This window comes from Listeria floridensis FSL S10-1187 (assembly GCF_000525875.1).
Lineage (GTDB): Bacteria > Bacillota > Bacilli > Lactobacillales > Listeriaceae > Listeria > Listeria floridensis.
In genome coordinates this window covers 50074-64672 of the sequence record NZ_AODF01000019.1, presented here as the reverse complement: position 1 = coordinate 64672, position 14599 = coordinate 50074, and the positions used below count along the sequence as shown (strand labels likewise).

The window sequence follows — 14599 nt, the reverse complement described above, 5'->3', positions numbered from 1 at the left end:
TTTTATGGCGGTGCAGCTGAAGAAAAAAGCCGTGACCTATGCTGCAGCGAATCCGTATCGATTACTTTCAAAAGCACAACAAGCCGCTGTGAAAAAACGGCGATTTTGCAGGACTCATCACGGATTATCGCCATCGCCTAGATCCTGTAGGCAAAATTGTGCCAGGAGGCGAAGTGATTGGGAAGCAGTTTATAATGGATTCCAATCCACGTGTTAAGTTCGGAACGGCTCCCCTTGCGGGACACATGACGGATACGTTCGCCGGCATGTTTAACGCGGACGGGTCAGCACAGCTGAAAGTCAATCCGGAGGCAATCATCAAACGTGCGAGGAAGATCGACACGATTGTGGCCATCATGCAAGACATTCAAAAGCGAATGGAAGACCTGGAGGATGAGGTGAATCAGGAATCGAGAGCCTTACGAAATAACTTGAATGCGGATACAGCAGAAGGCGCACGGTTTAGTGAATTGACCATCTGGGATGTCGATGAAATCCTGACCGAACGAGCGAAGAAATACCACAATGGTGTGTATACCTTTCATGATCCAGAAAAGTTTCAAGCGTTTTATCAGTCCAATGAAAGCAATATCAAGCAATTAAAGGCGTTTCAAACTGAATTAATGCATGCGGCCAAAAAAAATCCGAGAGCAAGATAACGAACTTGGGAACTGGATAGCAGCTCAGATGAACTAGATAGAGGAGGACGCACAGATGTATGGGAATATGTATGAACGGGAACGAGCACGAGCCCGAGGAGAGGCTTCAGGGGACTATACCTATCAGGCTAGCGTCTTAAGAGAACGACTTAAAAGCAAGGATTTAACCCCGAGTGAACGAATTCGTTTAAGACATGCGGAACGAGACCTGATCAAGCAGGCACAAAAAGTCGAGTTAAAATCTGCGGTCAATCAAGGAGCCAATCGTATAGAAGCTCACTTGACAAACAAAATGAGAAACATTCAGAAGAAATATGCCGAAGTACAAGAAGAATTACATATTCTACAAAGACAATTGAAGGATGCCTTTGACTCTATGACGGGCGATGCGGTGCAAGAGTGGTTGGTGACCACACATGCGCGGGATATCGAGCAGAGCCAAGAGGATTTATATAGAGTTTGGTAAAAATTTGTTCGACAGTATTACTGTATTTGATTGGTCTATTCAAGTAAATCATGTAAAAAATAAGCTTGCTGAAAACAAACATATCCTGAATAAAAGACTACTATATCCGAACAATCAAAAAGAGTACTTCCTCGTAGTTTACGGAAGTACTCTTTTTTTATGTAGAAGAGAATGATTCTAACGTAATGGCTCTTTATGATTTTGGGAGAGGATAGTATCTTCCTTCCCAAACTTAGTTTTAACGCTTTTTGGTTTGCCAAGGCACGAGCAATCGTTCCAGCCAGTCAATTGCTTGAAAGAGCAAAAAGCCAAGCAGAGAAAGCATCAAGATACCACAAAACATGTCTGGATAGTCGATCACCGACCAAGCATTCATGATATAGTAACCGAGGCCATATGTCGTTGCATAGTTTTCTGCAAAAAACAGTGTTGCGAGGGCAATGCCGATACAAACTCTGAGACCGCTCAGGATTTGCGGCAAGATTGCTGGAAATAGAAGGTGGCGCCATTTGTCGAAAGGTTTTGCTTCAAGGGATTCTAACGCAAGATACAGTTTTGGGTCAATTTGGGCAATGCCGTCGCGCGTCGAAAGAATAATTTGAAAGACAATGATCCAAATAATTAAGATGATTTTTGAAAGGTCGCCAAGCCCATATAAAATTAAGAAAACCGGCAGAAAAGCTACTTTTGGAATCGGATAAAGAAAATAAAGTAGCGGAGAGAGCAAGCGATTTGCCCACTTACTTTCACCAATCCAAATGCCGAGCGGAATGCCGATGAGAAGCGAGACGAGGATAGCTACTAGGATGCGGTAAAGGCTGCTGAGCGTGTGGGGCAAAAGTTCAGGCAGCGATATGAAAAATTCGAGCAGCGTTTGGTGCGGGGCAGGCACAACTGGGCTTTGTAAAATAAGATGCGAAGCTTCCCAAATTAAGAATAGCCCCACGAGGCCGGTAGCAGCACTGAGAATTTGTTTTTTCACAGACTTGCTCCTTCCTGAAGGTGTTCGCGGACTTTGGCGCACATCTCAAAAAACTCCGGCTGATTACGTAAATATAGGTCGCCAAAAATGGGATTTTCAAGGATTTTTTGAATTTTCCCCTGCTGCATAATCACAATTTTTTGCCCAAGAAAAACCGCTTCTGGAATCGAGTGAGTCACTTGGACGATAGTTGTACGGCGCTCAATCTGGATTTCAAGCAGTAAATTTTGCAATTCTTCTTTCGTCATTTCATCAAGTGCACTTGTCGCTTCATCGAGCAGCAAAATTTTCGGATCAAGAATCAAACTTCTTGCGATCGCAGTCCGCTGCTTTTCGCCGCCGCTAAGCTCGTGAGGATACTTGCTACGCAGTTCGTAAATTCCTAATTTTTGCAAAAGATGAGCAACATGTTCCTCCGCCCCCTTCCGCGTTTTCCCTTGTAATTTTAACCCCAAAAAGACATTATCAAAAACCGTTTTCCACGGAAAAAGTGCGTAATCCTGCAAGATAATACCTGCTTCTTTTGGAAAAGCATCAAGTGTTTCGCCAAAAATCGAAATATGACCGGCTTGCGGCTTGATAAACCCTGCTAAGGCATAAAGCAGAGTAGTTTTCCCGCAACCTGATGGCCCGATAATTGCACAGCTGGAATGAGATGGGACTTGCAAATTTATGCCCATCAAAGCTGGCTTTTCTTGTGAATAAGAGTAACTGACGTTTTCTAGAATGATCGCCTGCTCCATTTGACTAACTCCTTCGGTTTCTTTCTTCTAGTTTATTATAGGAGTTTTGTGAGAGGGAAGCAATTGTGTTTTTGAAGAGAGTCTTATCGTGTGTTAGAGAAGGGAGCGTGAAATGGTTTATAAATTGTTAGTTAAACTTTAGATAACGGATTTCTATTCCTATAAAGCTGTTTTTGTTTTAAAAGAAAAATAGCTTTTTTTGAATGTACAAATCTGGGAATTATCGTTACAATGAAGAGGCGAAGAAGTGTTACTCAAAGTTTTTAGATGGAAAAGGAGAAACTGCGTGGAAAAACATTTGATTTGTTCGGATTTGGATGGGACTTTGCTCAGAAAGGATCATACGATTTCACGGAAAAATCAGCAGATGATTCGAGATTTGATCGATGCTGGGCATTATTTTTCGGTGGCTACTGGGCGACTTTTTAATATGGCGCGTTATTTCGCAGAAACGGTAAGCGATAAGGCCGGTGTAATTGCATCGAATGGTTCGATCGCGATTGCCGGCGATGGTAAGGAAATTTATAAGGTGCAGATGAAACCGGAAGCTTTACTTGATGTGTACCGGGTTTGCCGAGATGAGAATGTGTTGGTGTCATTTTTCTCAGAAGATACGGTATTTTCAAATCGGGAAAGGAAACTTGCATCGTATGATTCGGATGCGAAAGCGCGGGTTGCGGCGCCGAAGCATGTTGTGGTGGACAGGGAAGCAGACTTTAGGAGAGTGGCGCCGCTGATTGTAAACGGAATCGTGATTGAGGATCATGATTTTGAGCACCTTCGGGCGGTGCGTGAGCAGCTTGAAACGATTTCTGGTGTGGCTTGTTTATCCTCCAATACAAATAATATTGAACTGCTTGCGGAAGGTTATGATAAACGCGTGGCGGTGAAGCAGCTTGCTGCCTATCTTGACGTTAAGCTTGAAAATGTGATTGTATTCGGAGACGGTGAGAATGATATCGGGATGCTTGATCTGGCTGGTACGGGTGTTGCAATGCAAAATGCTTCGGAACTCGTCAAGGAACATGCGGACTTTGTTACGAAGTCGAATGAACGTGACGGTGTTTATCACTTTTTAAAAGGATATTTTTATAAGTAATGGAGCAACAGGGAGGATGAGACGATGTTTTATGGCACTTTGAAGGATCGGGGTCTCGTTATTGCAAAAACAGAAAATGGGGTTTGTTTTATTGGAAATGATGCGGAACAGCTCGTAAGCTGGCACGAAAAGGGATTTCCAGATGATCAGCTCGTTTATGACGAATCGGCTCTTGAGGCAGAGAAGGCTGAGCTTGAGGAGTTTTACGCCGGTTTGCGTAAGCAGTTTAGTTTTTCGGTTGACTTTCATGGTACACCGTTTGCTGTTCGGGTTTGGCAAGAACTGCTCGATATTCCTTATGGGGAAACGGTTTCGTATAGCGATATTGCGGAACGAATCGGACGAAAAGGTGCGGTTCGAGCAGTCGGAAGAGCGATCGGTTTAAATCCGGTTTGGGTTGCTACTCCTTGTCACCGAGTTGTGGGTAAGGATGGCAAACTGACGGGGTATGCGGGAGGACTTGAGATGAAACGTCAGCTGCTCGAAATTGAAGCTCAGAATAAATGAAATTCGTGGAAACGGCCTTTTTAAGGCTGTTTTTTTTGAAAGAGAGGCAAAATGTGGAAATGGTAACAAGATTGTTATTTTTGTTTGAAAAAATAATATAAAGTTAACAAATGGAGGATATTTAACAATGTATGTTTTTTTTGACACTTGCTTCGATTTAGATTGAAAAAGAAGTGAAGTGCTACAAATTTGATAGGGAAAAATCGGCAAAAAGAAGTTTGTTTAGGAAGTTTCCCTTCAAAAAAATGACACATTCTTTTCTAGCTTTCATGCTATACTGGCGGCATTAAAAGGGAAAGAAGGGGAAGAGATGAAACGATTTGTAGGAGTAGCTGTTGGTACTTTGGCAGGAATTATGTTATTTGGAGGCGGAATTGATGCAGAAGCTGCTGGGGCGCCAGGGGTTTATGTGACGCCTCAAGATCGATCGGCTTCGGATATTGTCAGCATTGACTGGTCGCCGGTTGAAACACCTCCGTATACGTACTGGGCGGTTCATAACTGGAATCAAGGCAGAGAAGGCGGCGGTTATGCCGGTTTCCAACAAAAAACGGGAAATGATGCAAGTGGTGTAAGAACGCTACATTTCGCGATTTGGGACCCGATATCAACGAGTACACCGATTGAAGCAGAGTATCTTTCTGAGAACTCGACAACAAGCCGTTTTGGTGGGGAAGGCACGGGGCGCAATGTGGCAACGACTTATCCTTGGGATAATAATAGCTGGTATACAATGACAATGCGTTCGTGGCAAGAAGACGGACACTCGAAATTTGGTCAGTGGATTCGGGATAATGATTCAGGCAAATGGGAGCAAGTTGCGATTCTAGATTTTCCGGTTACCAATGTAAATTTTGATTCCGGTTCAATGATGTTTCAAGAAGATTGGTTGAACACACCAGATGCACTGAGGAGTGCTAAATTGAAAAATGGTTACGGACGAAGTCTTGTGAATCAGTCATGGACATCATGGGACACGCAAAAGATTGAAAGCCAGGAAAAAAATGATCAAAATTGGAATGGTGGTGCTATGTCTGACTATTTCTGGGTCCAAGCAGGAGGAAATGAAAATTCGGATATTGGTGCTGGAGCCACCTTTACGATTGATCAACCAGCTGAGCCGGATAAAGGCAGTATTACTATCGAAGATTTGGATGCGGTTTATACGAACGGCGGGGAGTTAAGAGCCAATTGGAACTTGGTAGATACAAGTTCTCCGCAATTTAAAGCGGAAGTTGTGGTTAAGGATGCGGATGGGAACGTGATTCAGGAATATGAAGGCATCAAATCGTATCAATCAAAATTTGATGCTCGACCAAATCTTCCTGAAAATTCGGAACTTACGCTTAAAGTCACTGATATCTTTGATCAGACGACTGAAATGAGTACTGAAATTGAAAATATAGTAGATACAACTCCTCCTGAGCTGACTGTTGATGAAGTTTTAATTATGCAAACAACAGTAACCGGAAAAACGGAGAAAGATATTTTAGTTGAAGTTTTTGCGAATGATGTCAAAATTGCTAGCGGACGATCAGACGACAAAGGAAATTATTCTTTAGCAATTCCTGCCCAACGCGCTGGAACGATGATTCGTGTTGAAGCAAAGGATCCGGCAGGAAATATTGGAAGTACGGAAGTAAAGACAAAAGTTCCGAAGCCATCGGTTGAAAGGGTAAAGGACATTGAATCTGTGGTGAAAGGGGAAGCGGTTCCAGGTGTAGCTATTCAGGTTACAATTGGAGCGAATAATTATTTTGGTACGGCTGGAGCTGATGGAAGGTTTCAAGTCTCAATTCCACAACAATCTGCCGGAACAGAAATTGCTGTTAGAGCTTGGAGTGGTGCTGAGCAAAGTGAATCGACAATTATTACTGTTGAGGACTGGTCAGCTCCTGAAGCTCCAATAGTTGATCCTGTGACTGACGCATCTGACTTTGTAACAGGGACGGCTGAGCCGAATGGCATGGTTTTAATTATCAATGGAGATGGGGTTCCGATTGCGGAAGGAAATATAGATGCAAATGGTTATTTTAATATCTCCATTCCACGTCAGACTGCCGGTACAATGTTGATGGTTATGGTGACGGATGAAGCAGGTAATATGAGTGATCCAACGATTTTATTTGTAGATAGTGCTATGAAGTGAAAGTGAATATCGCATGATTGACAAACAAAAATCCGCCAATTGGCGGGTTTTTGTTTGTCAATATAGGAAGGTCTAAGTAATTAATAAGAAATAAGCTAGTATATAGGATATAACTTAGTTTTCAAATTTAGGTTTTGATGCTGTGAAAAATATGAAAGTTAATAGATTTAACTAACATATAGTTGGGATTAGATGGTTTTAAGATGCAGTTTTGCTTCATAAATCTGACACAAACGAATGCTCATTCTATGCTATACTGAAGCTAATCTCGTTACTAGAAAGGGAGTTTCATATGAAGTTGTTTAGAGGGAAAATCATGGGAGTTTTTGTGCTGATGTTCATGATTTTGGGAGGAGCAAATACTGTTTCGGCTGCAGGTGCACCGAGTATTTATATTACGCCTACAAATAGTACAAAAGCAGATATTGTTACAATGGACTGGTCGCCAATTATTACACCACCTTATACGTATTGGGCAGTTCACAACTGGAATCAAGGAGGAGAAGGAGGAGGTTATGCTGGCTTTCAACAAAAAACAGGGACAACTAGTGACGGTCTTAGAACGGTTCATTTTGCGATCTGGGATCCGATTGCGGTCAGTAGTCCGATCTTAGCAGAGTATATGCTTCCTAATGCAACGACTTCGCTTTTCGGTGGAGAAGGTACTGGTCGGAATGTGGCGACTCCTTATAAGTGGGATAACAATGAATGGTACACGATGACGATGCGTGCTTGGCAAGAAAATGGACGATCTAAATTTGGTCAATGGGTTCGCGACAATCAAACAGGGGTTTGGGAGCAAATTGCGGTGTTAGATTTCCCAGTTGCAAGTGTCTACTTTAACTATGGATCACTTATGTTTCAAGAAGACTGGTGGAATACTCCAGACGCTTTACGTAGTGCTCGTATTAAAAATGGTTATAACCGCAATTATCAGACGAAATCTTGGGTTTCATGGAACTCACAAAAAGTGGCAAGCCAAGCGAAAAATGCTTCAAATTGGGATGGCGGTGCGACCTCTGAGTATTTTTGGTTCCAATCTGGAGGAAATCAAGATTCAAGTATCGGTAGTGGCAAAGTGTTTACGATTAATCAGCCTGCAATGCCTGATCGAGGACAAATTAAATTTGATAAAATACAAGCTAAATATGAAGCAGGTCAATTAGATGTACTTTGGAAGTTAGAAAATACAAGTTCTCCGCAATTTAAAGCTGCAGCTTATATTAAGGATAAAAATCAAAATATCGTAAAAACCATTACGGATATTAAATCTTATCAATCGACTTTAAGTGAAAGTCTTACACTGGGAAATGACTATACACTTACACTGCAAGTGACAGATATTTTTGATCAAACGGCATCATTTAGTGTACCGATTGAGATGGGGAAACTTGATATTACACCACCAACGATTACCCTTGACCCGATACGTGCAACCTATACAGTGGTTACAGGAAAAACAGAAGCTGGTGCAAAGGTAGAGGTTTATGTGAATGGTAATAAGATTGGGGAAGGTGTGGCTGCTACTGATGGAAGCTACTCAGTTGTAATTCCTAAACAAGCTGTTGGAACAACTGTAAAAGCAATTGCAATAGACGAATCAGGGAATGAAAGTGAAGCAGTAAGTCAAGTCGTGAAAGGAAGAACTTTTGTATCTACACCGATGCTTAATTCGATCTCTGATAAAGATGCGGTTCTTACAGGGGAATCTGAATTGTTTGCTGGTATTGAAGTACGGATTGAAGAATCGGATGGAAGCACATGGATTAAAACGGGGGAAACAGACCAAACAGGTACTTTCAGTATTGATATTGGAAAATGGCCGGCTGGAACGAAGATAGACGTTTATACGGTGGTTGAGGAAGTCTATTCGGATAAAGCAACAGTCACGGTTACGGATAAAACGGCTCCAGATATGCCTTCTGTTGATCCAGTGACATCAAATGATACTTTGGTAAAAGGACAAGCAGAAGCAAATTCTTTAGTTCAAATCAGTGTAAATGGTAACAAAATTGCAGAGGGAAATGCGGATGCAAGCGGTAAGTTCTCGCTTATTATTTCTGCCCAAAAAGCAGGAACGATTTTAAGCGTGACGGCAACGGATGCAGCTGGAAACACGAGCGAAGCGAAGACAACTACGGTAAGCAGTGCGGCGCTTGCTGCTCCGGTCGTAAAGCCAGTCGGCGATAGCGATATGTTTGTCGAAGGTACGGCAACACCTGGGGCATTGGTTGAACTCATAATTCCACATGAAAGCGGCGGTTACTTGGCATTTGAAGGAACTGCAGATTCGGATGGGAAATTTAAAATTGCGATTTCTAAGCAAAAGGTTGGAACGGTAATTTCTGCTGTGGCGAAAAAAGGGACATTGACAAGTCCGAAAAGTACGTTAACAGTAACGGATAATACGCCACCAGAAAAGGCAACGATTGATCCGCTCACGGAAGATTCAACAATCGTTTCGGGAACCGCTGAGCCTTATGCGACTGTTATTGTCTATGATACGTTTGGCAATATGATTACTGCTGGAGGTGCGGATGGAAATGGACGCTATCAAGTAGTAATTTCTAAACAAGTGGTAAACTCGGTCATACAGGTTGCAGTTATGGATAAGGCTGGAAACATGAGCGAGCGTGTTAGTCAAACTGTTTTGGCGGCGCCGCTATTAACGCCGACTGTAAATGAAATTTTGGATACGGATACGGCTGTAAGTGGGACTGCCGCGCCGAATGCTTCTATTGAACTTGCAATTCCAAGAGCTGATGGCGGTGTTTTGACTTATTCTGGCAAGGCAGATACAGATGGAAAGTATTCGATTTCGATTGTGGCACTGCAAGCAGGGGCAAAAGTTGAAGTAACAGCTTCTTTAAACGGCAAAAAATCGGATAAAGTGACTGCAATAGTTAGGGCTTCAGCAAAAGCGGATTACAGCTTGACGGTTCCAGCTGGATACACGATTGGAAGCAGCACGATCAAAGGCACATTCGGTAAGGATGTTTTCCGTGTTCGCCTTTGGGTAAACGGCAAAGTCGTAACGCAAGCTGTAACAGATGCGCTTGGAAATTACACGATTAACAATGCGGCTCAGTATATTTCAAAGAAAACAGATCTTGTTGAGATTGTCGGCGTGGATAGCGGCTATGCAGAAAAAATTCGCAAGGCTGTAACTGTGGAAGGGGAAGAAGCCGCGGACTTCTCGCTTACTGTTCCTACAAGTTATAAACTTGGGAGTAGTACACTTACTGGGAAGTTTGGCCAAGATATTTTCCGTGTCCGCCTGTGGGTAAATGGTAAAGTAGTAGCGCAAGCCACAACAAATTCATCGGGCACTTATACATTCAGTAATGTTGAAAAATATATTACGAGTGCAAGTGATAAGGTTGAAATTGTCGGTGTAGATAGTCGCTACGCGGAACAGGTGCGCGAAACGGTTGCTGTAGAAAATAATACATTTAACTATGCTCTAACGGTTAGCCAAAACCCGTATGAGATCGGAGCTTCAACGTCAATCACTGGAACGATTGGCAAAGATCTTTGGAAAGTGCGTTTGAAAGTGAATGGAACAATTGTTGCACAAGCAATGACGGATGCGCTTGGAAATTATACGTTTACGAATGCGGCGCAATTTATCGCTTCTGCATCTGATGTGGTTGAAATCGTAGCGGTTGATACGCAGTATGTTCAACGTGCAAGCATTAGTGTAGCAGTGAAACAAAGTGGAGCAGAGATATATGCACTTACTGCTAATCCGTACAAATTAAATCAAGCTGATTTGACTGGAACTTTTGGAAAAGGAATTGCCAAGGTACGTCTTTTCGTAAATGGTATTGTTCAGAAACAAGCGGTAACTGATACAGCCGGAAATTTTAAGTTCACAAGTATTGCCTCTTTTATTAAAGCAGGCGACAAAGTGGAGCTTGTTGGTGTTGACAGCCGTTATGTGGAACAAGCCCGCATTGAAGTAGTGTTTTAAAACAAGTCAAAATTGCAAGGAGATAGGGGGCGGGACGCCCCCTATCCTTTTTTGTTGAGCAAAAAAAATCCCCCGCCTAGTTTTTACCAAGCAGGGGTTATTCTTTGGTCAATAACCTGTTTCTACGGAAGCGTTCACGATGTACATCATTTCATTTTTATCTTGTTTGTCGGGAAGAAAAATACCACTCGTTGTGACCATACCGCCATCCATGACTTCTACTTCAACCGATCCGTATGGGATCAGTTTTTTAATTTCGGATTTGTCAACGGTATCTTTATCGGTCGGAACGGCGAGCTTAACGCGGACGATCATCTTATTTAAATCACCATCCGGTAGCATTGCTTCGATTCCTGGCATTGAATTGTGATAGATTGCATGTCGGACAGCACGTACTGCTGCTTTTGTGACATCTTGTCCATGAACATCTACGCCAAATCCAGTTTGAATAAAAAGTAATTTCTCCATCTTATTTACCTCCTAAAATTGATCAATAAATGGCATTCCTGAACGATTTTTAGCGAATTCTTTTAGCACCGCCGAAAATATTTTTCCTTTTGGATCACCTGCATTTTTCAGTGCATCGCCAAGTTGTTTGCGTTGAACCGAGTCAAGTTCGCTTATGAGACGAAGCCCTGCTGATGTGAGGAATAGTGTTCGCTTTCTTCGGTCTTGTTCGCTCATGCCGATGTGAAGCAGTCCCTTTTCTTTTAAATCTTGCAATGGTTTTTGTAGTGCTTGCTTTGAAATCTCAAGTAGTTTAATCAGCTCACCGGTTGTAACACCTGGAATTCTAGCAGTGAAAAACAAGATGCGGTGATGAAGCCGGCTTAATCCATGTGTAGTAATGAGCGTATCTGTTGTGTCGCTAAATGTTTTACAAGCTAAATAAAACAATGCGATTTGCTGATGAAGCTGTTTTTCGCTATCCATTTTTTTACCCCTTTTTGTTCGATAAATTAAGTATAGCACAGCTTGAATCATCAGAAAAAAAGAAAGGATTTTATGAAAACAGGCGTAAGGGAAGAGGAATGCGGGTAAAGAAAAACAGGGAATTCAACTTAGGAGGTTAGGGTATGGAAAATTATAAACGTATTTTAGTAGCGGTGGATGGATCAGATCAAGCGGATCGGGCTTTTCAAAAAGCGCTCGAACTAGCAAAAAAAATATGAAGCAGCACTTGCAGTAGCCAGTGTAGTGGATTTAAGATCGTTTTCACCGAATATTTCGTATGACGGAACGCTTGAAAAGCGGGCGGCAGATCTTGCAAAAGAGCGTGTTGGAGCATACCGTGTTATAGCGGAGCGAGCAGGGATTAAAGAAATCGTTACTTATGTGGAAAGCGGAAATCCGAAACTTATTCTTGCTAAAGATATTCCAGATGAATTTCATGCAGATTTAATTGTAGTCGGAGCAACGGGGCTGAACCGGGTGGAGAAGATTGTGCTTGGAAGTATCTCGACATACATTTTGGCGCATGCCGAAGTGGATACACTGATTGCAAGATAGAGGATAGTAAAAACCCGGCGGCTGAGAGATACTTAGCCGCCGGGTTTTTTACATCATACTTATTTATTAAAGAAATTTGGCAAATATTCTTTGTGTGCTTCAAGCAGTTCATCCAGAAGTACACGAGCTTCTGCGTCACTTGGAGTAAGCGGATTGATCGTCATTGCAAGAAGAGCTTTATCGTAGTCGCCTGTAACTGCTGCTTCAGCAGTCAAGCGTTCAAACGTTTTGATTTCTTGAATAATCCCGTTGATTGCAATAGGAAGATGTCCGCTTGCTAGTGGGATTGGACCTTGGCGCGTAATCACACAGTTTGTTTCAATCGCAGAATCTGGATCGATATCAAGAATAGCGCCGTTGTTGCGTGTATTAACAATTTGAATATCACGTTTGTCATTATAAATCGAGTTGATTAAATTACATGCTGCTTCACTATAATAAGCTCCACCGCGTTGTTCAAGTTGTTTTGGTTTTTCAGCCAATTCTTCTTGTTTATAAAGCTCAAAAAGTTCAGCTTCCACTTTTTTCACAACTTCTGCGCGTGTGCCATGTTCCGCATACGCTTTTTCTTGATCTTCAAGCTGTTGCTTCGTTTGCCAGTAGTAACGCAAGTAATCGATCGGAATCATATTAAGCGTACGCAAGAATGTTTTATCCCAACCAGTAGCGTTAATATTTTTCAGTGTAGAACCAGAATCGCCTTCCGTCATTTTATAAACAACGTCGCGCGTTACATCTTTCCCTTGATAATAAACCGTTTTCGCAAAAACCATGTGATTAAGCCCAACAAATTCCACGTAGATATCAGATGGATCAACACCAAGCGTTTCAGCGATATTGCGTTCGATACCAATTGGCCCGTTGCATAATCCGACTACTTTCTTCTGATTACTATAGCGTAGCACAGCTTCTGTTACCATTCCTGCAGGATTTGCGAAGTTAATCAGCCAAGCATCCGGACAAAGTCGCTCCATATCTTTACAAATATCAAGAATAACAGGGATTGTACGGAGGCCTTTAAACATACCGCCAGGTCCGTTCGTTTCTTGCCCGACAACGCCGTGTGAATTTGGAATGCGTTCATCTTTAATACGAGCGTCCAACAAGCCGACACGGAGTTGCGTTGTGACGAAGTCTGCGTCTTTCAAAGCTTCTTCTCGGTCGAGCGTCAAATGAATTTCGATATTAGCTCCAGCCTTTTTCACCATCCGTTTTGCAAGATTACCGACGATTTCAAGTTTTTCTTTACCTGCTTCGACATCTACAAGCCAAAGTTCGCGTACAGGAAGTTCTGCTTGGCGCTTGATAAAGCCTTCAATAAGTTCAGGTGTGTAGCTCGAACCGCCGCCGATTGTTGCAATTTTGATACCATTTTTTTTCATAATCGCTTCCTCCAATATTTTAGGCGCATCAGTTGTGATTGCGCTTTCTATTTTGTTTACGTTTGTTCTTTACAAGATCAAGTATAGAAAGAATAACAGAAAAAAGCTAGCCTTTTTCCACTTTTAGGTAAGCATTTTCAAAGATGGAAATTGTCACATTTGAGTAACAAGGTGTTACATGGTAAAATGACGAAAGGAGGGATTGGGATGCTGTTTTTGGAACAAAATATCGAACTAAATGATACTGAATTAGAAATCTATAATTACATTACCGCAAATCTGAATCAAGTCGTGTACATGCGGATTCGCGATTTGGCGGACGAGACGCATGTCAGTACCACAACGATTTTACGTTTTTGCCGCAAGTTTAAATGCAATGGTTTTTCGGAATTTCGCGTCAAATTGAAATTATACGCTGAAAAGCAACGCCGAATTGCGATTGACATGTCGGATGAAACAACATACATTGATTTTTTTAAAAAAGGACAGCCGGGGATGAGTTCCAAAGCCAACTTCAAGCGGCAGTTGCAATCCTTCGGAAATCCGAGCTGGTCTTGTTCGCGGGAATTGGTTCCTCAGGTGTTATTGCTGAATATGGAGCCCTTTATTTTTCCTCATTATTTACTCTTGCACTTCATATCGAAGATCCGCTTAATCACCCGTTTTACCATCTTTCAAGTAAACTATCTGATAAAATTTGTCTTGTAGCCGTTTCAGTCGATGGTGAAAATGAAGATATCATCCGTTACATCCATGAACTTAAAACTCAAAAATGCCATGTCATCTCGATCACAAACAGTTCAAAATCGACGATTGCGCGACTTTCAGATGCCAACATTGCCTACTATATCAACAAAGAAATGTATCAAGACGCTAATATAACGTCGCAGCTTCCTGCACTCTATACGATTGAATGTATCGCGCGAGAAATCAGGCGTCAAATTGATCAGGAAAACTAGAAAGTGTTCGCAGAATCAGGTGTAAAAGTTAATAAAAAAGCTGTTTTTCAGCAGTTTCAATAAAATGCGAAATGTTATTTGAAAAAATGTAACATATCGCCTGTTTTTTGATATAATAAATAAGTAATTATGAATATCACATCATGAGGAGGCAATCAAAAATTTGATTGC

General features: G+C 41.9%; 11 protein-coding genes and 2 pseudogenes. 8 read left to right on the top strand and 5 right to left on the bottom strand.

What is annotated here, in order from left to right; genetic code table 11:
- Positions 1–158 precede the first annotated feature (158 nt).
- Together MFLO_RS08375 and MFLO_RS08370 are read left to right on the top strand one after the other, a co-directional pair.
- Positions 159–659: a hypothetical protein gene (locus tag MFLO_RS08375; protein WP_149023007.1), complete on the top strand. Its 501-nt coding sequence runs from the start codon at positions 159–161 to the stop codon at positions 657–659.
- Between the two features lie 55 nt (positions 660–714).
- On the top strand, positions 715–1125 hold the full coding sequence (locus MFLO_RS08370; RefSeq protein ID WP_036097470.1) for a hypothetical protein: 411 nt from the start codon (positions 715–717) through the stop codon (positions 1123–1125).
- 238 nt (positions 1126–1363) lie between these two features.
- Here the strand turns inward: MFLO_RS08370 and MFLO_RS08365 are convergent, their stop codons facing one another.
- A complete protein-coding gene (locus MFLO_RS08365) occupies positions 1364–2107 on the bottom strand; it encodes an ABC transporter permease (protein ID WP_036097469.1) in 744 nt (247 codons plus the stop codon).
- A complete protein-coding gene (locus tag MFLO_RS08360; protein ID WP_036097468.1) occupies positions 2104–2850 on the bottom strand; it encodes an ABC transporter ATP-binding protein in 747 nt (248 codons plus the stop codon). The genes MFLO_RS08365 and MFLO_RS08360 overlap by 4 nt, the downstream gene beginning before the upstream one ends.
- Positions 2851–3136: 286 nt before the next feature.
- Here MFLO_RS08360 and MFLO_RS08355 point away from each other — a divergent pair, with 286 nt between their 5' ends.
- From MFLO_RS08355 to MFLO_RS14650, 4 genes are all read left to right on the top strand, one after another.
- Complete coding sequence (locus MFLO_RS08355) at positions 3137–3949, top strand: HAD family hydrolase (protein ID WP_036097466.1); 813 nt, start codon at positions 3137–3139, stop codon at positions 3947–3949.
- 24 nt (positions 3950–3973) lie between these two features.
- Complete coding sequence (locus tag MFLO_RS08350) at positions 3974–4456, top strand: methylated-DNA--[protein]-cysteine S-methyltransferase (protein ID WP_036097465.1); 483 nt, start codon at positions 3974–3976, stop codon at positions 4454–4456.
- 310 nt (positions 4457–4766) lie between these two features.
- The gene (locus tag MFLO_RS14655; protein WP_051993562.1) at positions 4767–6605 is read left to right on the top strand and encodes a DUF3472 domain-containing protein; all 1839 of its coding nucleotides are present in this window, start codon (positions 4767–4769) and stop codon (positions 6603–6605) included.
- Between the two features lie 316 nt (positions 6606–6921).
- On the top strand, positions 6922–10578 hold the full coding sequence (locus tag MFLO_RS14650; protein ID WP_051993561.1) for an Ig-like domain-containing protein: 3657 nt from the start codon (positions 6922–6924) through the stop codon (positions 10576–10578).
- 108 nt (positions 10579–10686) lie between these two features.
- On the opposite strand, the gene MFLO_RS08335 is transcribed toward MFLO_RS14650, so the two are convergent.
- On the bottom strand, positions 10687–11046 hold the full coding sequence (locus tag MFLO_RS08335; protein ID WP_036097463.1) for a Lin0512 family protein: 360 nt from the start codon (positions 11044–11046) through the stop codon (positions 10687–10689).
- 12 nt (positions 11047–11058) lie between these two features.
- Complete coding sequence (locus MFLO_RS08330; RefSeq protein ID WP_036097462.1) at positions 11059–11511, bottom strand: MarR family winged helix-turn-helix transcriptional regulator; 453 nt, start codon at positions 11509–11511, stop codon at positions 11059–11061.
- Between the two features lie 143 nt (positions 11512–11654).
- Between MFLO_RS08330 and MFLO_RS08325 the strand changes: the two are divergent.
- Positions 11655–12087: pseudogene (locus MFLO_RS08325) on the top strand (universal stress protein).
- A gap of 59 nt (positions 12088–12146) precedes the next feature.
- Here the strand turns inward: MFLO_RS08325 and MFLO_RS08320 are convergent.
- Complete coding sequence (locus MFLO_RS08320) at positions 12147–13469, bottom strand: 6-phospho-beta-glucosidase (protein WP_036097461.1); 1323 nt, start codon at positions 13467–13469, stop codon at positions 12147–12149.
- A 207-nt stretch (positions 13470–13676) separates the two neighbouring features.
- On the opposite strand from MFLO_RS08320, the pseudogene MFLO_RS08315 reads away from it, so the two are divergent.
- A pseudogene (locus MFLO_RS08315) lies at positions 13677–14428 on the top strand (MurR/RpiR family transcriptional regulator).
- The last annotated feature ends 171 nt before the right edge of the window (positions 14429–14599 follow it).

Coding starts and splice junctions, on each gene's coding strand:
- MFLO_RS08335 (WP_036097463.1), bottom strand. CDS start 11,046: ATGGAGAAATTACTTTTTATTCAAACTGGATTTGGCGTAGATGTTCAT.
- MFLO_RS08370 (WP_036097470.1), top strand. CDS start 715: ATGTATGGGAATATGTATGAACGGGAACGAGCACGAGCCCGAGGAGAG.
- MFLO_RS14650 (WP_051993561.1), top strand. CDS start 6,922: ATGGGAGTTTTTGTGCTGATGTTCATGATTTTGGGAGGAGCAAATACT.
- MFLO_RS08320 (WP_036097461.1), bottom strand. CDS start 13,469: ATGAAAAAAAATGGTATCAAAATTGCAACAATCGGCGGCGGTTCGAGC.
- MFLO_RS08350 (WP_036097465.1), top strand. CDS start 3,974: ATGTTTTATGGCACTTTGAAGGATCGGGGTCTCGTTATTGCAAAAACA.
- MFLO_RS14655 (WP_051993562.1), top strand. CDS start 4,767: ATGAAACGATTTGTAGGAGTAGCTGTTGGTACTTTGGCAGGAATTATG.
- MFLO_RS08360 (WP_036097468.1), bottom strand. CDS start 2,850: ATGGAGCAGGCGATCATTCTAGAAAACGTCAGTTACTCTTATTCACAA.
- MFLO_RS08330 (WP_036097462.1), bottom strand. CDS start 11,511: ATGGATAGCGAAAAACAGCTTCATCAGCAAATCGCATTGTTTTATTTA.